Origin of the sequence: Bacillus arachidis (genome assembly GCF_030285945.1) — a bacterium.
Taxonomy (GTDB): Bacteria; Bacillota; Bacilli; order Bacillales; family Bacillaceae_G; genus Bacillus_A; species Bacillus_A arachidis.
In genome coordinates, this window is sequence record NZ_CP127376.1 from 1,175,423 (window position 1) to 1,195,072 (window position 19,650).

General features: G+C 34.9%; 21 protein-coding genes and 1 pseudogene. 13 read left to right on the top strand and 9 right to left on the bottom strand.

From position 1 onward, the window contains the following. Positions 1-116 precede the first annotated feature (116 nt). On the bottom strand, positions 117-914 hold the full coding sequence (locus QRY57_RS07435) for a LysM peptidoglycan-binding domain-containing protein (protein ID WP_286017089.1): 798 nt from the start codon (positions 912-914) through the stop codon (positions 117-119). Between the two features lie 706 nt (positions 915-1,620). On the opposite strand from QRY57_RS07435, the gene QRY57_RS07440 reads away from it, so the two are divergent. The 7 genes and pseudogenes from QRY57_RS07440 (at position 1,621) to QRY57_RS07470 (ending at position 8,810) form a co-directional block, all read left to right on the top strand. Further along, a complete protein-coding gene (locus tag QRY57_RS07440) occupies positions 1,621-2,889 on the top strand; it encodes a helix-turn-helix domain-containing protein (RefSeq protein ID WP_286017090.1) in 1,269 nt (422 codons plus the stop codon). Positions 2,890-3,223: 334 nt separating this feature from the next. Next, positions 3,224-3,397: a hypothetical protein gene (locus QRY57_RS07445; RefSeq protein ID WP_155924314.1), complete on the top strand. Its 174-nt coding sequence runs from the start codon at positions 3,224-3,226 to the stop codon at positions 3,395-3,397. Positions 3,398-3,680: 283 nt separating this feature from the next. Beyond that, positions 3,681-3,854 (top strand): hypothetical protein, encoded by a 174-nt coding sequence (locus QRY57_RS07450; RefSeq protein ID WP_155924314.1) that lies wholly within the window; start codon positions 3,681-3,683, stop codon positions 3,852-3,854. A gap of 246 nt (positions 3,855-4,100) precedes the next feature. Next, positions 4,101-4,736, top strand: a complete 636-nt coding sequence (locus QRY57_RS07455; RefSeq protein ID WP_286017091.1) for a hypothetical protein — start codon at positions 4,101-4,103, stop codon at positions 4,734-4,736. Between the two features lie 444 nt (positions 4,737-5,180). Next, positions 5,181-5,476: pseudogene (locus QRY57_RS07460) on the top strand (ferrochelatase); the annotation flags it as partial. A gap of 190 nt (positions 5,477-5,666) precedes the next feature. Next, the gene (locus QRY57_RS07465; protein ID WP_286017092.1) at positions 5,667-7,133 is read left to right on the top strand and encodes a catalase; all 1,467 of its coding nucleotides are present in this window, start codon (positions 5,667-5,669) and stop codon (positions 7,131-7,133) included. Positions 7,134-7,349: 216 nt separating this feature from the next. After that, complete coding sequence (locus QRY57_RS07470; RefSeq protein WP_286017093.1) at positions 7,350-8,810, top strand: flavin monoamine oxidase family protein; 1,461 nt, start codon at positions 7,350-7,352, stop codon at positions 8,808-8,810. 245 nt (positions 8,811-9,055) lie between these two features. Here QRY57_RS07470 and QRY57_RS07475 read toward each other — a convergent pair whose 3' ends face one another. Next, on the bottom strand, positions 9,056-9,286 hold the full coding sequence (locus QRY57_RS07475; protein WP_098303066.1) for a hypothetical protein: 231 nt from the start codon (positions 9,284-9,286) through the stop codon (positions 9,056-9,058). Positions 9,287-9,574: 288 nt separating this feature from the next. Continuing rightward, positions 9,575-10,813, bottom strand: coding sequence for an ammonium transporter (locus tag QRY57_RS07480; protein WP_286017094.1), 1,239 nt, complete (start codon positions 10,811-10,813; stop codon positions 9,575-9,577). A gap of 236 nt (positions 10,814-11,049) precedes the next feature. Here QRY57_RS07480 and QRY57_RS07485 point away from each other — a divergent pair, with 236 nt between their 5' ends. The 3 genes from QRY57_RS07485 (at position 11,050) to QRY57_RS07495 (ending at position 13,535) form a co-directional block, all read left to right on the top strand. Then, a complete protein-coding gene (locus QRY57_RS07485) occupies positions 11,050-12,330 on the top strand; it encodes an alpha-amylase family glycosyl hydrolase (RefSeq protein ID WP_286017818.1) in 1,281 nt (426 codons plus the stop codon). Between the two features lie 386 nt (positions 12,331-12,716). After that, positions 12,717-13,100, top strand: coding sequence for an ATPase (locus tag QRY57_RS07490; RefSeq protein WP_286017095.1), 384 nt, complete (start codon positions 12,717-12,719; stop codon positions 13,098-13,100). Positions 13,101-13,178: 78 nt separating this feature from the next. Next, on the top strand, positions 13,179-13,535 hold the full coding sequence (locus QRY57_RS07495) for an ATPase (RefSeq protein ID WP_286017096.1): 357 nt from the start codon (positions 13,179-13,181) through the stop codon (positions 13,533-13,535). 303 nt (positions 13,536-13,838) lie between these two features. Here QRY57_RS07495 and QRY57_RS07500 read toward each other — a convergent pair whose 3' ends face one another. Continuing rightward, positions 13,839-14,330 (bottom strand): YajQ family cyclic di-GMP-binding protein, encoded by a 492-nt coding sequence (locus QRY57_RS07500; RefSeq protein ID WP_208017808.1) that lies wholly within the window; start codon positions 14,328-14,330, stop codon positions 13,839-13,841. A 142-nt stretch (positions 14,331-14,472) separates the two neighbouring features. Between QRY57_RS07500 and QRY57_RS07505 the strand changes: the two genes are divergently transcribed. After that, on the top strand, positions 14,473-15,339 hold the full coding sequence (locus QRY57_RS07505; RefSeq protein WP_286017097.1) for a CvfB family protein: 867 nt from the start codon (positions 14,473-14,475) through the stop codon (positions 15,337-15,339). Positions 15,340-15,457: 118 nt separating this feature from the next. Here the strand turns inward: QRY57_RS07505 and prsA are convergent, their stop codons facing one another. Then, positions 15,458-16,312 (bottom strand): peptidylprolyl isomerase PrsA, encoded by an 855-nt coding sequence (prsA, locus tag QRY57_RS07510; RefSeq protein ID WP_026590469.1) that lies wholly within the window; start codon positions 16,310-16,312, stop codon positions 15,458-15,460. A 124-nt stretch (positions 16,313-16,436) separates the two neighbouring features. Continuing rightward, positions 16,437-16,568: a DUF3941 domain-containing protein gene (locus QRY57_RS07515; RefSeq protein WP_081810956.1), complete on the bottom strand. Its 132-nt coding sequence runs from the start codon at positions 16,566-16,568 to the stop codon at positions 16,437-16,439. A 109-nt stretch (positions 16,569-16,677) separates the two neighbouring features. Here QRY57_RS07515 and QRY57_RS07520 point away from each other — a divergent pair, with 109 nt between their 5' ends. Further along, complete coding sequence (locus QRY57_RS07520) at positions 16,678-17,535, top strand: YitT family protein (RefSeq protein ID WP_090693300.1); 858 nt, start codon at positions 16,678-16,680, stop codon at positions 17,533-17,535. A 27-nt stretch (positions 17,536-17,562) separates the two neighbouring features. On the opposite strand, the gene QRY57_RS07525 is transcribed toward QRY57_RS07520, so the two are convergent. From QRY57_RS07525 to QRY57_RS07535, 3 genes are all read right to left on the bottom strand, one after another. Continuing rightward, positions 17,563-17,760: a DUF3813 domain-containing protein gene (locus QRY57_RS07525; protein ID WP_026590467.1), complete on the bottom strand. Its 198-nt coding sequence runs from the start codon at positions 17,758-17,760 to the stop codon at positions 17,563-17,565. Beyond that, positions 17,761-17,901: a hypothetical protein gene (locus QRY57_RS07530; RefSeq protein ID WP_003195901.1), complete on the bottom strand. Its 141-nt coding sequence runs from the start codon at positions 17,899-17,901 to the stop codon at positions 17,761-17,763. Between the two features lie 100 nt (positions 17,902-18,001). Next, the gene (locus QRY57_RS07535; RefSeq protein ID WP_286017098.1) at positions 18,002-18,811 is read right to left on the bottom strand and encodes a Cof-type HAD-IIB family hydrolase; all 810 of its coding nucleotides are present in this window, start codon (positions 18,809-18,811) and stop codon (positions 18,002-18,004) included. A 493-nt stretch (positions 18,812-19,304) separates the two neighbouring features. Here QRY57_RS07535 and QRY57_RS07540 point away from each other — a divergent pair, with 493 nt between their 5' ends. After that, complete coding sequence (locus tag QRY57_RS07540) at positions 19,305-19,484, top strand: YjzC family protein (protein ID WP_026590465.1); 180 nt, start codon at positions 19,305-19,307, stop codon at positions 19,482-19,484. The last annotated feature ends 166 nt before the right edge of the window (positions 19,485-19,650 follow it).

Here is a 19,650-nt window from a genome sequence, read left to right on the forward strand (position 1 = left end):
AGGACATAGTCCATGCGGTAGGAAGGGGATGAATGTTGGTGATGCACAGCACGAAGTTTCCATTTCCTATTTAAAATGATGTATTTGTTGCGCCAAATCTAGAAAAATAAATTTCTTTACTTAGCAAACACATGATTACCGATTACTGCAACAGTTTGGCGTGTGGTAATCCATTTATCAGTAGAGGTTTTTGGATTATAAAAATAAAGCCAATCAGAATTAGTTCCTTTAGTAGAAATTGCTTCTTCTACCGCCATCCTCGCTTCGTGAGTTGCCGGTTGATTAATTCTTCCATCTGTAACAGGTGTAAAAGCATAGCCATATTTAATAGGTTCATAAATAACATCTGTAATTGTATTTGGAAATCCTGTGGCACCAACACGATTTAATACAACTTTTGCTACTGCAACTTTTCCAGCGTAAGGTTCCCCTCCTGCTTCTGCAGTCACTAAACGAGCCATTAAGTCTACTTCTTGTTCTGAAATGCCCGTTGTAATGATTAAGTGTTGACCCGCATAAATTCGGTCACCGTTTGTATTGTTAGCTTGTCTAATTGATTGTACGGATACAGTGTATCGTTTTGCGATAGCTTCTAATGTATCCCCCCGTTGAACTTGATAAACAGCTTGAGCTGAATGATTTGAAGCTACTAACTCTTTTTGAGGTGTAGGCTCGCTTGATGGTGATGAGACTGGAATAGTTAAATGTTCACCAATATAAATTTGATCATTCATCTTATTATTAGCTTGTTTAATTGCTTGAACTGAAACTCCATAGTGGATGCTAATATCCGAGAGAGTGTCATTTTTTTTTACAGTATAAATCGTTGCGGCATCAGCCGTTCCTTGATTAGATACTAGTGTAATTGTTGCAGCAGATATAGGTAGCAAATTTTTCACCTTATGTAACTTCATTCGAAAAAACCTCCTGAAAATAGTTGAGATATACTTAGTTGTGAATATAAATTCGAAAATTAGATTATTTATTATTTATTCATGGTTAAGTCCTCTATATACTAACAAATTGAATGAGTATCGTCATTAATTGTATATCAACATTTAAGCGGTCTTTGTGAAGTCGAATATTGCGATGAATTTATATAATACAAATTAGTTTTATTCATTTGTTATTCATTTTATTGTAATTTTAGGATACTAAATGAATTGAAAAAATATTTATAGTTGCATAATAGTTAGTCAAAAATTCCTCGTCTAGTTTGATGTTAAGGAATTTTGCAACAGAACTTAAACAAGTAAAACAATGATTATATAAAACAAACATATAAAATTAGATTGGTGGAAGATGAATTTTATTAGGCGTGAGCATCAGTAAATTGGTATAATATAGTAATATGAGTGGAGGGGGAGACAACTGATAGTAGTAAATGGGGTATGAAAATTCCATATACATCCAAATAAGTATTAATAATTAAAGTAATTAGTTACAGTTGCGTTGTATTCAAGCTTTCCTTCATAGTTAGACTGATAAGTATAAGGAAATATACAATGTTATTTCTCTATCTACAGATAAAACACTGCATATATTATAATGAATGACACATATAATAGCGCCCAAAAAAATCAGATCAGGTTATGCGAAAAGAGGAGTGAAGATATAGATATGAACATAGGTGAACGTATTCGACAAATACGTATACATAAAAAATTCACGCAGGGAGAATTAGTATCAGGGATATGCTCTATAACTTATTTAAGTAGAATTGAAAATGGACAAATTAAACCTTCAACTTCTTTTTTAGAAAAAATTGCTCAAAAGCTAGATGTTGATTATAAATTTCTTGTAGATGCGGATCATGAGGATGTAGAACCTAAACTTCTTCATATATGTGAAAAGTATAAAAATGAAAAAATTATATCTGAAAAAGATTTATCATTATTAGAACTTTATGTCCGTGAAACAACCTCAATTCCCTTACTGCTTAAGGCTTATGGTACTTTAATATACTATCATGCTCGAAATAATAACTTAACATATATAGAATCTATTGTAGAACGGGCTTCACAATTAATTCCCAATCAAGTCGAAACCAAACATAGTGATGATTTCATACACTACTTAATGGCCCGTGGTCTTTATTACTATAACAAACAAGATAATATTACAGCCCAAGAAATTTATGTTCAAATAGAGAGTCTACTAGGTGGAGAAGAAAGTGTACAACACGCTGATGTATATTATAATTTAAGTATAATAAAACAACGTCTTTATCAAGATCAAAATATTAGTCGTTTGTACTCTACCAAAGCATACAAATTGTATAAAAAATTAAATATGGAAGATCGAGTTATAGATGTTCTAATAATTTTGGCCTTGCAATATCATTTAGATAATCTACATGATAAAGCACTTGAAACGTTGAAGCAGGCAGAACTTGGAGCGGAAGCTATTAATAATTCCATGTATTTCCCTATAATTTTATATAATTATGCGAAAATATATCAAGGTTTAAAAGACTATACCAATGCCATAAAATATTATGAAAAAAGCTTACAACTTAGCGAGTTTCTTCCCAACGAAGCAGATAAAGTATATACAATACGTAGCTTAATCGAAATTTACATAGAATTTAAAGACTGGGAAACCGTTAATAGACTTATGGATGACGCATTTAAAATCTTAGCAGTTCAAGATGTCCCTTATGCACATGTTCAGCTATATAGCTTCAAAGCGACTATATTCAAATTACGTGGTGATTATTATGGATATGAGAAAGAAATGCAAAAAGCTATTGAAATGGGGTTAGAAAAGAAACAATATACGTTAGTTCGAGAACTTTCTACTGAACTAGGGAACCATTTTTATGATAATCGTGCTTATAAAATGTCAGCAAAGTATTTGAAAATATCAGTTGAAAATTCTCTAAATTAAACTTGAAAATTTGCTATATAAACAGCCCATAATTTATTATCATTTCTATCAAATTACAAACACTCAACCTGTAGCGCAGCTATCATTTTGCTGTTAATATAAATTTCTAGTCGGTAGTGTTTCTGTTTGGATAAGATTTTATAACTGGTATTCCAAGTATCAATTTAACTACACTGATCATCTATAAAAATCAAAAGTTTAATGTGATTAGTTAAATTTTTGACTGTTTCTCTTTAAAAAATTGACTGATAAATTCGAATTTTTTACTTCTATTTTTTAACATTGAACCTCTAGTAGTATTTGAATTAACAAAACAACTATTAATGGAGGTTCAATGATGAACATTAAAAAATTCTTTTCAATTATGGTTATGGCTACTGTATTTTCTGGTTTCTCTTTATTTGGTAATGCAGTTCATGCAGATACTACTCCGCAATATTCAATCTCTCAATCTAATGCCGACGATACCCCAATCTTCTATAATGATATTCTACCTCCTGGAAAATAATAAAATGTGCGCCTAAACTAGGATTAAAAAATACATATATAACAAAACAGGTGAATTTTATTATTCACCTGTTTTTATGTTAAGGTTTCATAGCTGATACCTCAAATATCAATTTAACTACACTAACCATCTATAAAAATCAAAAGTTTAATGTGATTAGTTAAATTTTTGACTGTTTCTCTTTAAAAAATTGACTGATAAATCCGAATTTTTTACTTCTATTTTTTAACATTGAACCTCTAGTAGTATTTGAATTAACAAAACAACTATTAATGGAGGTTCAATGATGAACATTAAAAAATTCTTTTCAATTATGGTTATGGCTACTGTATTTTCTGGTTTCTCTTTATTTGGTAATGCAGTTCATGCAGATACTACTCCGCAATATTCAATCTCCCAATCTAACGCCGACGATACTCCAATCTTCTATAATGATATTCTACCTCCTGGAAAATAATAAAGTGTGCGCCTAAACTAGGATCAAAAACATACATATATAACAAAATAGGTGAACAACAATTGAACTGTCCCTATACAGTGAGACGGGTTATTAGATTACTGGCTATTCTATTAGTAAAAAAAGAAGAAAAAATAAACAATAATTCACGATATTTTTAATGGAATTTTACTGATTGTTATTAACATAAATTAACGAGTATATTTTAGGTACAGAAAGCCAAACCGTAAGGAGGGAGTTAGTCTGATGCTAGAGACAAAAAATTCTATAGATATGATAAACAATATAAATTATCATTTGGATCTTGGTAGGCACAACAATCATTATTTAAAAACCTTTTCAAATGAACATGGCGTATTACCATATCATGTTTACAAACACCCATTGAATAAACAAGCATCGCAAAAAGAATCGATGAGTCTAGCTCAACCATTTATTCATATTAATACCTTAGCGCAAATTCTATACGAAGCATTTCACAATCAAACATTTACAGCTTTGGTACCTATTCTATTTGTTTTTCAACCGAATATTGTAACCGGTATGTCTAACCCGGGTGCTTATTCAATAGATTTGTACAATGATTATTTTGTTCATTTAAAAGACATCAATATTCAAGAATTTACAGCAGGAATAGGTGAAAAAAAAGGATCTATAGCTATTGGATATATGATAAACCAAAACGAAAGCATTCAGCATTCAAAAGAATTTATGCATCAAAAGTTACAGGATCAAACTACAGAGTGTATGTTAGCCTTACAAAAGCAATTGCACATACATGGAGAGTTAGAAGAGCAAATTCAGTTATCATTTGATTTCAAGAAAATAATGATACCTTTAATTATCTTACAATGGATTAAACAGGCAACGATTCCGTTGTAAAGTTTTTAAAGGTAACCTAAGCTTTTGCAAAAATAAGCATGTATATTTATCTTGGAAATTGGGTGAGACTTATATCAAATTCAAAGGAGAATGATGTTACCTATATCGTGTAATCGATAAAGAAGGGTGCACATTTTACACAAACGGAACCGAAATCTGAACCCAGATTTCGGTTTTTTGATTTACAATGAATTACAAAATTTATTAACAATGGCATAAAAGGAAGCGCTTTTGGCGGAACTCTTCTATTCTTTAGTCAACTTTGCAACAGAACCGCTGAATATAAAGCGATGGTAGAAAATAAATTATCAAATGAAATTAAAAATCATATTATAAATAATACTTATTTATAATTATTATTTTGACGAACTTATTATCAATTGGTATACTGGAAACGAATATTCTTGAAAAAGATTCTCATTTCCGAAATTGAAATGCATATAGATGACTAAGAAGAAAATAGGTTTACTTGTGATGGTATACAGGACCGAGAGTCATTAACAGATGTGGAAGCATATGATACGCATATCCATCACTGACGTAAGCGATCTCAAGAAGCACTTGATGATCTAATTGACCGCTATAAAGCAATTAGTGGTATTTCACCACTTGCGAAAATTACAAAGGAACAAGCTGATAAATTAACGTAGGAAGTGAATAGACGTTTTTCAGAATATGAATTTGTATGCGATCTAGGCTTAAAGTGCATCGCTCCATTTATTGAAGATGCGGTGGAAGAGAGGCACTAGGTGTACGCTATTTCGGACCAGCTATGCCGAATGCCCAAGATTCATTTATTGATTGCCTAGTAGAAATTGTTTCCAAAATATCGAATAAAATAATTGACAAAAAAGTAAATTTGAATAATAATCAAATTATAATAACTTTAAATAAGTAATTATTATCATAAAAAACAGGAGGTCCCCTTTGATGAATCCAAATAATCGCTTAACAACAAACCAAGGTGCTCCGGTAGGAGATAACCAAAATTCTCGTACAGCTGGTCGCCGTGGGCCGGTATTATTAGAAGATTATCATTTAGTAGAAAAGCTTGCTCATTTTGATCGTGAACGTATTCCAGAGCGTGTGGTACATGCGCGTGGCGCGGGTGCTCATGGTGTTTTCGTAACGAAAAATAGCATGAAAAAATATACAAAAGCAGCATTTTTGCAAAATGCGGGAACAGAAACACCTGTATTCGTTCGTTTCTCAACGGTTATTCATGGGCAAGGTTCTCCAGAAACAGCGCGTGATCCACGTGGGTTCGCTGTGAAATTTTATACAGAAGAAGGAAACTATGATATCGTTGGTAACCATTTACCTGTTTTCTTCATTCGTGATGCAATTAAATTCCCTGACATGGTACACTCTTTAAAACCAGCACCGGATACAAATATTCAAACGCCAGATCGTTACTGGGATTTCATGACGTTATCACCAGAATCTACTCATATGTTAACTTGGGTATTCTCTGATTACGGTACTCCTGCAAACTACCGTCAAATGGAAGGGTTTGGTGTTCACTCGTTTAAGTGGATTAATGCAGAAGGCAAAATTGTTTATATTAAATATCACTGGAAACCACAGCAAGGCGTGCGTAACTTAAATACAAAAGAAGTAGAACAAGTGCAAGGAAAAGACTTCAACCATGCTACTCGTGATTTATTTGATGCAATCAAGCACGGAAATTATCCGAAATGGGATCTTCACGTACAAGTCATGCAACTTGATGAAATGGATTCTTTAGACTTTGATCCGTTAGATCCAACGAAAGTATGGCCAGAAGATAGCTTCCCGCTAATGGAAGTAGGGACAATGACGTTGAATCGTAACCCACAAAACTTCTTCGCAGAAGTAGAACAGGCAGCATTCTCACCAAGTGCAACTGTACCTGGTATTGAGCCGTCTGAAGATAAATTATTACAAGGGCGTTTATTCTCTTACCCAGATACACAGCGCTATCGTCTTGGTGCGAACTACTTACAAATTCCTGTAAACTGTCCATATGCAGCTGTTCACAATCAACAACGCGATGGTGCAATGCAAATGAATCAACAACCTTCCACAATTAACTACGAGCCAAGTCGTCATGTGGAAAACCCAGTTGAGGATCCGGCATACCGTGATTCAACTATGAAGCTTGAAGGTTATGTATCTCGTGAAAAAATTGACAAACCAAACGACTTCCAGCAAGCGGGTGAGCGCTACCGTTCATTCTCTAAAGAAGAACAAGATAACTTACTTGCAAACTTAACAAATGATTTAAAAGATGTGGATGAACAAACGAAGTTACTTGCAATCTGTAACTTCTTCCGTGCAGACCGTGATTACGGTATGCGCTTAGCGCAAGCATTAAACGTTGATATTTCGGCGTATGTAGGAAAACCTGCGAAATAATAATATTCTTGATTGTATTCTCAAATTGAAACTGCTATATGTTTCTATAATAAATAGAAAAGGCGACTGATTTTTTTCGGTCGTCTTTTGTTTTGAAATAGTGAGAAGAACTTCTTGTTCTATAAATAGGAATTATATACATTAGATGTTAAAAATACATAGGCATCTCTACGGAGGAATATAATGCAAGGAATACTTTTGTAGAGGAGCGAAGAGATGCCTGAGAATGTGAACAATCCATTAACAACTGAGCAAATGATTCGTATTATTAGAAATGGTCTTGTAAATTCGCAATCTCCTAAACATATTCTTGTTGTTGGGGCGGGAATGGCTGGTCTTGTTGCTGCCTCTTTATTAAAAGGAACTGGGCATAAAGTCACAATTCTTGAAGCAAATGATAGGATAGGTGGGCGTGTTCATACCTTGCGCTCTCCCTTTAGTGATGGGTTATACTTTAACGCAGGACCAATGCGAATTCCTAATACACATACTTTAACTTTAGAGTATATTAAAAAGTTTATGTTGCCGACAAATGTATTTATTAATCGAACTCCAATGGATATCATTTACGCAAATGGCATTCAAACACGCCTCGACATATTTGAACGCAGTCCAAGTATTTTAAAATATCCAGTTGCCCCTAATGAAAGAGGGAAGACAGCTGAGGAACTGTTGCTTTTAGTCATGCAACCCCTTATTGATTTTATTAAACAAAATCCGGAGAAAAATTGGTCTCTTTTAGAAAAACAATTTAGAACCTATTCGTTGGGTTTTGTGTTAAACACTTATTTTTCAGATGGTGCAATTGATATGATTGGTGTACTCCTTGATATGGAGGCGTATATGGGAATGTCCTTTATTGAAGTTTTACGGGAATCTATATTTTTCACATCAACAACTCATTTTTATGAGATAACGGGAGGCATGGATCAATTACCTCAAGCATTTCTGCCGCAATTAAAAGAAAATATACTGTTCCATCAAAAAATGACGCAAATCGTTCAGGAAAAAAACAGTGTAACCATCCATTCTATTCATAAACAAACCTCAGAGTATTTCGCAATAACAGGTGATCTCGCCATCATAACCATTCCTTTTTCAGCTTTACGATTTGTGAAAGTCGAACCGTTTGATTCTTTTTCCTATAATAAGCGAAAAGCAATTCGGGAACTTAACTATATGGCCTCAACAAAAATTGCAATCGAGTTTAAGAGCAGGTTTTGGGAAAGAGAAGGCCAATATGGTGGTAAATCTATCACTGATCTACCCATTCGATTTACCTATTATCCAAGTTATGGGATTGGTACAAAAGGGCATGCGATGGTCTTGGTAAGTTATACATGGGCAGATGAGGCTTTAACATGGGACAGCTTATCCGAAAAAGAGCGAATTCAATACGCCTTGATGAATTTGGCAGAAATTTACGGGAATCAAGTCTATTTTGAATTCGTATCAGGTTCTTCCTTTAGTTGGGGACAAAATCCTTACTCTTGTGGAGCTTTCACGGCTTTCGAGCCGGGACAGGAATTAGAATTATACCCATATATGACTATGCCTGAAGGAAAAGTGCACTTTGCTGGTGAACATACTACACTTACCCACGGGTGGATGCAAGGGGCGATTGAATCGGGAATACGAGTTGCATATGAAGTAAATAATTTGCCAAACGTACCATAACCTGAATTATCGGTAGGTCGAAAAAAGAAAATTTTAAATTCAGTTTTCATAACTAAAAGAGTTTTTGTGAGTGATAAAGAAGGGAGAATAAGCAAGGAAGAAAGTTCTATTCTTGTTTCTCTTCATAGACAAAAACTTATGTGTTAATTTTAATTACGAAAAAAGTATATTTGTTGGACCACCAATTGTTCAGTCTATGACAAACCAAAAGACGACTGTAAACCAGTCGTCTTTTGGTTTGTTCTCTAGTACTTTTCTTGTTTTTTGTAGTATTTTTTCTTGTGACAACGACATTTGAAGTAATAGTCGTCTTCGTACTTATCTTCGTACTTTTTCTCATACTTGTCTTCATATTTATCGTGGCACTTTTTCTTGTAATCGTCTTCGTATTTATCGTAGTATTTTTTACGGCATTTGCATTCAAACTCGAAATGTTTATGACACTCATCATCGTGTTTTTTATAATAGTATCCCATATTCATATCCCTCCTTTTCTTTTGTTACTATCAATCTATGTAAGAAGAGAAAATAAGGAAGTGTACTTGTCCAATGCTTTTGAAAATTCCGCAATCCATCTGGCTGGTTTGCTAATATTAGGATATATGTAATTGATAGGAAAAACTATATAAACTATTTAATTTAGAAGCAGGGAGGATGATAGATAAATTTTTTAGAGGAATTAGAATGTTATAACTTATGTAGTTATAGCTGAAAAAGAGATATATCCTATTTAAAAGAGGATATATCTCTTTTTCGTATATTTATTACTGACTTACCGATTTTTCGGTATATTCATATGCCTTCTCTCCGTGCATCGAAATGTCTAGTCCTATTTGCTCTTCATGCTCATGCACGCGGACGGGAAGGAAGAAACTAATTCCTTTAATAATGGTGTACGTCATTACAATTGTAAAAGCATAAGTCGCTCCAATTGCCATCAGTTGTTTAAAGAGAAGTGCGGCATTTCCGTAAAATAATCCATCAGCACCACCGCTATTTACAGAAGTCGTTGCAAATAGTCCAGTTGCAATGCCGCCCCATGTTCCGCCGATGCCGTGACAGCCGAATGCATCAAGTGCATCGTCATATCCAAGTTTATGTTTTAAAAAGAAAACGGCTGTGAAGCAAAGGACGCCCCCGATTGCTCCGATTAAAAGAGCGGAAAGTGGAGTGACGAATCCGCAAGCTGGTGTAATAGCAACGAGACCTGATACAGCACCGCAAGCTGCGCCCATTACAGTTGGTTTTGATTGAAAGCACCACTCTGCTAGGATCCATGTTAAAGCTGAAGCAGCAGCTGCTGTATTTGTATTAATGAATGCAGTCAGTGCTACGTCGTTTAGTGTAAGGGCGCTGCCAACGTTAAATCCGAACCACCCAAACCATAGTAAGCCTGCGCCTAAAAGTGTAAAGGGTAGATGGTGAGGAGAAGGTCCGTTTATGTCTTTTCTCTTGCCGAGAAAAATCGCTAGTACAAGCCCGGCAACGCCGGATGTGATATGAACAACGTTACCGCCAGCGAAATCTAATGCTCCAAGTTCGCGAAGCCATCCGCCAACGCCCCATACCCAGTGGGCAACAGGGTTGTAAACAATTGTAGTCCAAAGAAGAATGAAAATGAGAAAAGCGGAAAAACGCATTCGTTCAGCAAATGCTCCTGAAATTAATGCTGGTGTTAAGATTGCAAACATAAGTTGAAACATCATAAATAAATTGTGTGGAATAGTAGTGGAATAGTCTGGATTTGGTGTGTAGGTGACGTTTTGTAAACCGAACCAATCGAGCGAACCGATGATGCCGTTCCAATCTGGGCCGAATGATAAAGAATAACCGATAAAAATCCATTGGATAGAAACGATTGCCATTGCGCTATAGCTATGCATCGTTGTGCTCAGTACGTTTTTGCTACGAACCATTCCGCCATAAAAAAGTGCTAGACCTGGCGTCATGATCATTACCATTACCGTCGCTAAAAATAAAAACACAGTATCTCCCATATTCATTCTTTGTCCCTCCTATAATGTTATAAAATATTACGTATGATGTTATTTTTCATATCATATTCAATAATTAATAAAAAATCAACTTATTTTTCAGAAAATTTTAAATTATATGTAAGAAAACCTAACATGTTATTTGTGTAAGTGCGGTTTGTTTGGAAAGTTGATATACTATTCTTACAATTAGAAAGAAGTTGGGGGATATTATGTGGAAAAGAGGAATGTTCATTTGTTTTTGTATGGTATTGGTCTTTTTAGCGCCTATGTACGCATTGGCGGAAGAAAAAAGAGAGTGGCAAGATGAAGTGATTTACTCTATTATGATTGATCGTTTTAATAATGGAGACGCAAAAAATGATAAAGAGCTTAATGTAGGGAATTTAGAAGGATATCAAGGGGGAGACATACAAGGAATAATAAAGCGAATGGATTATATAAAGGATATGGGATTTACCACGATTATGCTTTCGCCAATTTTTAAAAGCGAAACGTATGATGGGCGTGGTGCGGTTGATTTTCAAAAAGTGAATGAGCATTTTGGATCACTGCAAGATGTGAAACAGCTTATGCAAGAAGCGCATAAGCGAGATATGAAAGTGGTCTTTCAATTTGTTGTAGAAAAAGAGCAGGAAACGCTTATTGATTCGATAAAATGGTGGATGAAAGAAGCGAACATAGATGGAATTTATCTTATGCATAGTAAAGAAATATCTCGTACCTTTTTAAATGAAGTAGAACAAAGTGTTCGAGGAATGAAAAAAGATTTCCTCTTTATGACTGATGGGGAAGAGAATATACATAGTGGATACTATGAGTACATAACGGATATCTTTACGAAACCAGATACATCTATTAAACTGCTTTATGACGCTAGTTTAATAGAAAATGGTAAAGTAACAGGTGCTTTTTTAGATAGTCAAGACACAAAGCGATTTGTCAGAATCGCGAAAGAGAACGCATATTATCCGCCAGTACGTTTAAAATTAGCTCTTGCTTATTTATATACATCACCAGGGGTGCCGATTGTTTACTACGGTACAGAGATTGCGCTTGATGGCGGGGGAGTACCAGATAATCATAGGTTAATGGATTTTAAAACTGATGAAAAATTTTTACAGTATATAACAAGATTGGGAGAGTTGCGTCAAAAGTTGCCATCTCTCCGTCATGGTACGTTTGAGTTGTTATATGATAAGGCTGGAATGAGTGTGCTGAAAAGGAAGTATAAAGATGAAGTAACACTCGTTGCAATTAACAACACAAAAGAGACACAAAAAGTATCCCTTACGGCAAATGAGATAGGAGAAAATCAAGAATTAAAGGGATTATTGGAAGATGAGATTATTAGAGAAGAAGATGGGAAGTATTATCTCGTATTGAAGCGAGAAGAAGCGAATGTATATCAAGTTAGAGAAAAAACAGGGGTCAATTGGCTTTTTATCTCTTTATTAGTTGGTGTAAATGTATTGTTTCTTGCTTTTTTAATTGCTGTAAAGAAGAAAAAATCTTCTACGTTGTAAAGTGAAAGTGGATAGAGTGATGGTATATCTCTTCTATTCATGGGTACTATATATTCTCTAGTGCACTACTAATTCATGAGTAGTGCACTTTTTTATTTATTCTATTACAAATGCGACAGTGGACATTATGACGAGAATATATGTTTTTTAGTAGTAATGTAGGATGAATGAAGGTGGAATTTTTTTAGAATTTTGCGGATCAGATGGATAGCGTATATAGAAGCAGGAAAGGTATTTGTGAGATTTCCTACAGCGAAAAAAGATGAGGATGTATCTTTTTAAAGAATTGATGAATTCGTTTAAAACATTCTAATGTGACATTGAATAGTATGAATATGTAATCTGCATGTTACGAATCTTTTTAGTTAATAGGGGGTGGATTTAAAATGCCTTTCACTACTGGGCCAATTGAAAACGTAGGAAATCAGCCTAATGATGCAAGGAAAGCTAGGGTTAAAATCCTCAATCGTACTGGAGGTACACTTAATGGGGTACTCCGATCTTTTAGGCTTAATGGGGTACTCCGATCTTTTAGGCTTAATGGTACAAGAGCATTAATCGAACAGAGAAACTTTACTGTAGCTGCTAATGCTTCTACTCTTGTAGTTCTAAGTTTAGTTCACTTTACTTCGGGACAAGCGGATCAATATGAAGTTGAAATTGTTCCTAATCAAAACGGCGGCATATACAGTGTTTATGGAGTAACTCCTCAGGGTGTTATTATTACTGCGCAACGAGTTTTGAATACAGAATTAACGCAAATTCTGTAGTAACTATTCCTGATTAATAAAAATTCTCTGTAATCTGCAGGTTATGAATCTTTTTAGTTAATAGGAGGTGGATTTAAAATGCCTTTCACTACTGGGCCAATTGAAAACGTAGGAAATCAGCCTAATGATGCAAATGAGGCTAGGGTTAAAATCCTCAATCGTACTGGAGGTACACTTAGTGGGGTGGTTCGATCTTTTAAGCTTAATGGTACAAGAGCATTAATTGAACAGAGAACCTTTTCTGTACCTGCTAATGCTTCTGCTTTTGTAAATCTAAGTTTAGTTCACTCTACTTCGGGGCGAGCAGCTCAATATGAAGTTGAAATTGTTCCTAATCAAAACGGTGGCATATACAGTGTTTATGGAGTAACTCCTCAGAATGTTATTATTACTGCACAACGAGTTTTGAATACAGAATTAACGCAAATTCTGTAGTAACTATTACTGATTAATAAAACCTCTCTGTAGGATTAAATTTAGATTCTTTTTCTGTGCCATTTATGAATGTATAAGAGAAATTGGCCGATGAAAGTAATGGATTCTGCTTCATAAATGCAGTTGTTCTGGTTGGAATGTATCTTTTTCATTTCCAACCAGAACAACATAACCTATTGCTGTTATTTCAGGATGATTAAACATATTGTATGGATATGCCTGCTATGCACTGGGATTACTTCTTTCGTAACACCTGCAAAACGGTGATTACGTCTGTTATCGCACTCTTATGGAGTTGTTTTGTTAGCGATAGTTAATGAATTGTACATCGATTGGTAAATCAGCACCGCGAATTGCTGCAATGACTGCTTGTAAGTCGTCGCGGCTTTTTCCAGTAACACGTACTTGATCATCTTGTACTTGTGTTTTCACTTTTAATTTTAAATCTTTAATAATGTTATTAATTTTTTTAGCGTTCTCTTTATCGATACCTTGTTGCAACGTTGCACGTTGACGTACTGTGTTACCAGCAGCGTTTTCTACTTTTCCGTAGTCTAAGTTTTTGATTGGTACTTCGCGTTTAACTAGTTTTGAAATAAGAACGTCTTTTACTTGTTCTAATTTAAATTCATCATCAGAAGTTAAAATGATTACTTCTTTTTCTAATTTAATATCACTTTTGCTTCCTTTAAAATCATATCGATTTTGAATTTCTTTTAATGCGATGTTAATAGCATTTGTTACTTCTGGTAATTCTACTTTTGAAACGATGTCAAAAGAACTATCTTTTGCCATAGTAAGCACCTCCAAATTAAATTCCATCTTCTATTATAGTGAATTTTGGTCAGTTGGACAAATAAAGGAAAAATCGTGTTATAATGAAGTTTCTTTGGAATGATAAAAATATAACTTTATATATAGAAGGGAATTAAAATATATGTATTTAGAGCCAGGAGCGATTGAGCAGGTAACTGTTTTACGAGAAACGGAAATAGGATATATGGTCGGATTTGACGATGAGGATGGTTATGAAGAAGTATTCCTACATAAGAATGAAGTAGCAGGAGAAATTGAAGAAGGCGATACGATTGATGTATTTTTATACCTTGATCATAAAGAGCGAATTTCTGCAACAATGAAGACGCCGGTAATTACAGTACATGACTGGAACTGGGTAAAAGTTGTAGAAGTAAAACCTGATTTAGGTGTGTTTGTTGATATTGGTGTTTCTAAAGATATCTTGATCCCAGCTGATGAGTTCCCAATTTATACACCAGTTTGGCCAGAAGAGGGCGACGAATTGTATTGTACATTAAAATTAACAAATCGTGGCCGCCTAATTGCTCTTCCAGCAAGAGATTCAGATATGCAAGAGATTATTGTAGATGCAACGCCATCTATGCGTAATAAAAATGTGAACGGACGTGTGTATCGCTCACTTCAAGTCGGTTCATTTGTATTAACAGATGAACATTTCCGTGCCTTTTTACATCATACAGAGAGAAAAGAGCAAGTTCGTATTGGTGAGCGTGTAACAGGCCGTATTATTGATGTGAAAGATGATGGTACAATTAATATTTCACTTCTTCCGCGTAAAGAAGAGGGAATGGAAGATGATGCAGCGGTGATTTATGAGTATATGGAGAGCCGCGGCGGAGCAATGCCGTTTTGGGATAAGAGTCATCCAGAAGACATTAAAGAACGTTTTAATATGAGTAAAGCAGCATTTAAACGTGCACTTGGTAAGTTGATGAAAGAAGAAAAAGTTTATCAAGAAGAGGGTTGGACGTACTTTAAGAAATAAAAAAAATCCGAACAAGCGTGTAACTTGTTCGGATTTTCAGAGTGTTTGGAAACAGGAGTCAGCAGGCTCCTGTTTTTTGTCCTTGTGTTTTTCTATCAACTCACTCTATCGCCCTTTTTTATTGCTGTCCAAAAAGGCGAGAGAATGTATCTTTCAAATCACTATCTTTTACTTTAATATCAGCTTTTTTGAATTCGTCTAATAATATTTTTTGGCCAGTAGTTTGATCTGCTAACCGCTCTTCTTCTAGATTTTTACGGATGGAATCTTTTACTTCATCATATGGTTTTAATTCTTTTTTATCGGTAAGCTTAATAATGTGGTAACCTTGTGATGATTTAATAGGTTTGCTAATTTCACCGACATTTAATTTGTAAGCAGCTTCTTCAAATTCAGATACCTTTTTACCTGGACCGAAGTATCCTAGATCTCCGCCATTATCTTTTGAACTAGGGTCTTGTGACTGTTGTTTTGCTAACTCTTCAAATGAAGCACCTTCATCCAGTTGTTTCTTAATGTCATTTGCTGTTTTTTCATCGTTTACTAGAATTTGACTAGCTTTAATTTCAGGCTTATAGTTCGCTTTTACGTCTTTCTCTGTAATGCTTTCCTTAATAGCTTTTTCCATCGCTAATTTGAATCTAATTTGATTTTTAAAGTCATCTTCATCTTTTAGACGGTTACTTTCTAGTACCGTTTTGAATTGATCACCAAACTGATCTTTTGCTTTTTTAAATTCTTTATCGACTTCGTCATCGGATACTTTATATTTTTTTGTCATGATATCTTGTGCCATCATTTCATATAACATATCTTTTCCGTACCGTTCTTTTAACTGCTTGTCAAAATCACCTTTTGTAATGGTCGAGACTTTTGATGTTGCAATCGCCTCTGAGTTATCTTTTGGGCCGCAAGCAGACAGCATTAACGTTCCGAGCGCAGCTGTTGCTATCCATAGTTGTTTTCTTTTCATACTAACACCTCATCTAATTATGTTGTTATTATTGTAAAATAGAGAAGTGAACAAGAAGTGAAATTGAGATGTTTTTTTATGAAATGAAAAAGTACATCAACAAGATTGTTGATGTACAAAATAATTAAAGGTGATCTGTTTTTTTAGAATATGCACGCTTTCCTTGTGAGATATTTTTTTGTTCTTGCTCGTTTTTTTCTGTGCGTTTTGCGTTGTTGTCGCGTGCTTTTTTGTCATTATCGCTCGTATGTGGCATACATATCAACTCCATTTCTAAACAGTTGTATGTTTATCATTTCCATTTTCGTAAAGACTATGTATACAATGTAATCGTAAACGCATTATCTATAAAGGTGGGCTGGGAGATGGATTTCAAATTAAATTATGCTGAATTAACGAAAAAACTCATTGTTGTTATCATTGCCGGTTTATTAAATGCAATTGGAATGAACTTGTTCTTAACACCAGCAAAAGTATATGCGAGTGGTTTCGCGGGATTATCTCAATTGCTTTCGCAAGTATTAGGTGATTTTGCATCGATTCACATATCAACAGGGGTACTTTTTGCTTTATTTAATATTCCAGTTGTTATTTTAGCGTGGAAAAAGGTTGGAAAAGCTTTTACGTTATTTAGTTTTCTATGCGTTGTATTTATGACACTGTTTTTAGAAATCATACCAGTAAAGGCAGTTTCTAATGATATTATATTGAATGCTATTTTTGGTGGTCTCATTTCGGCGATAGGAGTAGGAATTGCTTTGAAATGGGGAGCTTCCACAGGTGGTTTAGATATTATCGCAATGATTTTGTCGAAAATAAAAGATAAGCCTGTCGGAACATATTTCTTTTTCTTTAATGCGATTATCATTATTGCAGCTGGTTATTTGTATGGATGGGAAAAGGCGTTATACACGTTAGTAACATTGTATGTATCATCCAGAATTATTGATGCGATTCATACCCGTCATGTGAAAATTACAGCATTTATCGTTACAAAAAATGGTAAAGATGTACGACAAGCGATTCAATCTCGTTTAGTAAGGGGAATTACAACTGTACCAGCTACAGGAGCGTATACAAATGAAAATAAAGAAATGATAATGATTGTAATTACCCGTTATGAGCTATATGAACTAGAGCGAATTATTAAACAAGTAGATCCTGGTGCATTTACAAATGTAGTTCAAACAGTCGGCGTATTTGGATTGTTTCGGAAAGATTAAAGAGGACCGGGAATCGGTCCTCTTATTTTAATGTGCGTTAGTGATGTTTTGCAATTGCTGTTGCATCTCGCGCAATTGTACCTTCTCAGCAGTTGAAGAATTGGCGTAAGCGGATTGCAAAGCATTTTTTGCTTTATAAACGAGTTCCTGCTGCTCGGTGCTGCTTGAACAAGAAACAGCATCTGAAACAGCATCTCGCGCTTGCTGAAATAGTAAGTTGCCCATTTAAACCCCTCCGAGAGAAGAGTTGTTTCGCTCTTTTTCTGCATCAGCTAATGTACCGCGGTAAGGGAATCTTTCAGCGTGCTTCATAACAGCATCGGCCCCTTGTTGGGTGAAACGTTTTGATTTGTTCTTTTTACCCATTCGTAATTCCCCCTTATTTAGCAGAAAATAACTGACACATCGCTGTGTCTAGTTATAGTATGGGCGTTTTGCGGGAAACTATAAGTAGGGAATTTTTAGATTACAATCCAAGAACCTCTTCTAAATAAAGGGCAATTCCGTCTTCTTCATTTGTTAATGTTGTGTGATTGGCTAATGTTTTTAATTCAGGAATCGCATTTCCCATTGCAATTCCATGACCTGCGTATTCAATCATTTCAAAGTCATTATCTTCGTCACCAAAGGCAATAATACGTTCTTTTGGGATGTTATAATGACGGGAAATCTTTTGGAGCCCAACTGCTTTATTGAGGCCGCTTTTCACGATTTCAATAATCGGCCAAGGAGCACCCCATTTGCGGTGATCAATCACTTCAGCATGCATATCGGTTAAATGCCTGCGAATAGCAGTTGAATGTTCATCAAGTGCATCAATTAATAAGCAGGTTGGATGATCTTGTAAAATGTTTAGCAAGTCTCCTGTGAAGATATTGGGAGATCCGAATTCAAAGATATGTTTTTTATCTTCATCAATTTCGCGAACATATACATCATCCATTACTTCAGCGTAAATGTTTTTAACACCAAAATCGAAGCAAGCGCGAACGATTTCTTGTGCAGTGGAAAGTTCAAGAGGGGAATGGTGCGTTCCCCAATTTGCATCGAGCGGGTGATGAACGTAAGCACCGTTAAAGTTAACGATAGGTGTATTTAAATCAAGTTCTTTATAATAAGCGTGACTGGCACGAAATGGACGTCCTGTTGAAATGACAACAACATGTCCTTGTTCTTTCGCTTTTTCAATTGTCTTCTTTGTTCGTGCGGAAATGATTTTATTGTCTGTAAGTAAAGTGCCGTCTAAATCTAATGCGATTAAATGTTGTTTTTTCATGTTTTCACCTCTTATAAAAAATTTTTGTATCTATCTGTATTTCCGTTTTAATATGCAGAAATAAGAGGTTGGAAAGTGTATAGAGAAACAACCGTGAATGGAAGTTTCTTTATATATTCATCTTACGTCGCAAAACAGGGTAGTGTCCACTATTTCCTATTAAAAACTAGAAAAGTCAATGATTTTTTCGAAAGTTCAAATAATGTTTCTTACATTTTGTACAATTTGTGAAAGGGGTTACATTACCCGTGAAGCAAGACGTATAATGAAAACGTAATCTTCTCGTATATGTTTGACTCTCCTTTGGAACTGGCCTGGAATAGGTCGGTTTCTTTTTTTTTCAACGAATGATGCTTGTTCTCCTGCGTTCATATGTAAATTCATACATATGAACGGTAATCAAAAATATGACTCGTTTCCTAAACATAACAGAAAAGCTTTTCCGAAAATGGACATACTAACGGTGTAAGGATGTCATGGAAGGAGAATGAAGATGGGACAAAATCGTAGGTTTCGTTCTGGACAGAAGGCACCGAATGATGGGATTTATGTAGAAATTGGTGAAACAGGAAGTATGGTGAAAGATCCACAAATGGTAAAATTAACTGCTGGTGAAAGGTTTCCTGAGAATTCGAATCAAAATCGTCAGTGGACATATAAAAGAAAACCGTAAAGAAAACCGCAGTGATAAGCTGCGGTTTTTATATGTTTTTCAAAAAAATGAAATATAGAGTTAAATTTATTGTATAAAAAAGGGAACGGGAGTATAATAAAGTTAAAGGTCAAAGAAAGTCAAAAAATCAAAAAAGGTCAAACGTCAAGAAGGTTGAAATGTTTGG

Coding starts and splice junctions, on each gene's coding strand:
- QRY57_RS07445 (WP_155924314.1), top strand. CDS start 3,224: ATGATGAACATTAAAAAATTCTTTTCAATTATGGTTATGGCTACTGTA.
- QRY57_RS07500 (WP_208017808.1), bottom strand. CDS start 14,330: ATGGCAAAAGATAGTTCTTTTGACATCGTTTCAAAAGTAGAATTACCA.
- QRY57_RS07450 (WP_155924314.1), top strand. CDS start 3,681: ATGATGAACATTAAAAAATTCTTTTCAATTATGGTTATGGCTACTGTA.
- QRY57_RS07490 (WP_286017095.1), top strand. CDS start 12,717: ATGCCTTTCACTACTGGGCCAATTGAAAACGTAGGAAATCAGCCTAAT.
- QRY57_RS07465 (WP_286017092.1), top strand. CDS start 5,667: ATGAATCCAAATAATCGCTTAACAACAAACCAAGGTGCTCCGGTAGGA.
- QRY57_RS07485 (WP_286017818.1), top strand. CDS start 11,050: ATGGTATTGGTCTTTTTAGCGCCTATGTACGCATTGGCGGAAGAAAAA.
- QRY57_RS07520 (WP_090693300.1), top strand. CDS start 16,678: ATGGATTTCAAATTAAATTATGCTGAATTAACGAAAAAACTCATTGTT.
- QRY57_RS07530 (WP_003195901.1), bottom strand. CDS start 17,901: ATGGGTAAAAAGAACAAATCAAAACGTTTCACCCAACAAGGGGCCGAT.
- QRY57_RS07535 (WP_286017098.1), bottom strand. CDS start 18,811: ATGAAAAAACAACATTTAATCGCATTAGATTTAGACGGCACTTTACTT.
- QRY57_RS07515 (WP_081810956.1), bottom strand. CDS start 16,568: ATGCCACATACGAGCGATAATGACAAAAAAGCACGCGACAACAACGCA.
- QRY57_RS07480 (WP_286017094.1), bottom strand. CDS start 10,813: ATGAATATGGGAGATACTGTGTTTTTATTTTTAGCGACGGTAATGGTA.
- QRY57_RS07455 (WP_286017091.1), top strand. CDS start 4,101: ATGCTAGAGACAAAAAATTCTATAGATATGATAAACAATATAAATTAT.
- QRY57_RS07525 (WP_026590467.1), bottom strand. CDS start 17,760: ATGGGCAACTTACTATTTCAGCAAGCGCGAGATGCTGTTTCAGATGCT.
- QRY57_RS07435 (WP_286017089.1), bottom strand. CDS start 914: ATGAAGTTACATAAGGTGAAAAATTTGCTACCTATATCTGCTGCAACA.
- QRY57_RS07495 (WP_286017096.1), top strand. CDS start 13,179: ATGCCTTTCACTACTGGGCCAATTGAAAACGTAGGAAATCAGCCTAAT.
- QRY57_RS07440 (WP_286017090.1), top strand. CDS start 1,621: ATGAACATAGGTGAACGTATTCGACAAATACGTATACATAAAAAATTC.
- QRY57_RS07540 (WP_026590465.1), top strand. CDS start 19,305: ATGGGACAAAATCGTAGGTTTCGTTCTGGACAGAAGGCACCGAATGAT.
- QRY57_RS07475 (WP_098303066.1), bottom strand. CDS start 9,286: ATGGGATACTATTATAAAAAACACGATGATGAGTGTCATAAACATTTC.
- QRY57_RS07505 (WP_286017097.1), top strand. CDS start 14,473: ATGTATTTAGAGCCAGGAGCGATTGAGCAGGTAACTGTTTTACGAGAA.
- QRY57_RS07470 (WP_286017093.1), top strand. CDS start 7,350: ATGCCTGAGAATGTGAACAATCCATTAACAACTGAGCAAATGATTCGT.
- prsA (WP_026590469.1), bottom strand. CDS start 16,312: ATGAAAAGAAAACAACTATGGATAGCAACAGCTGCGCTCGGAACGTTA.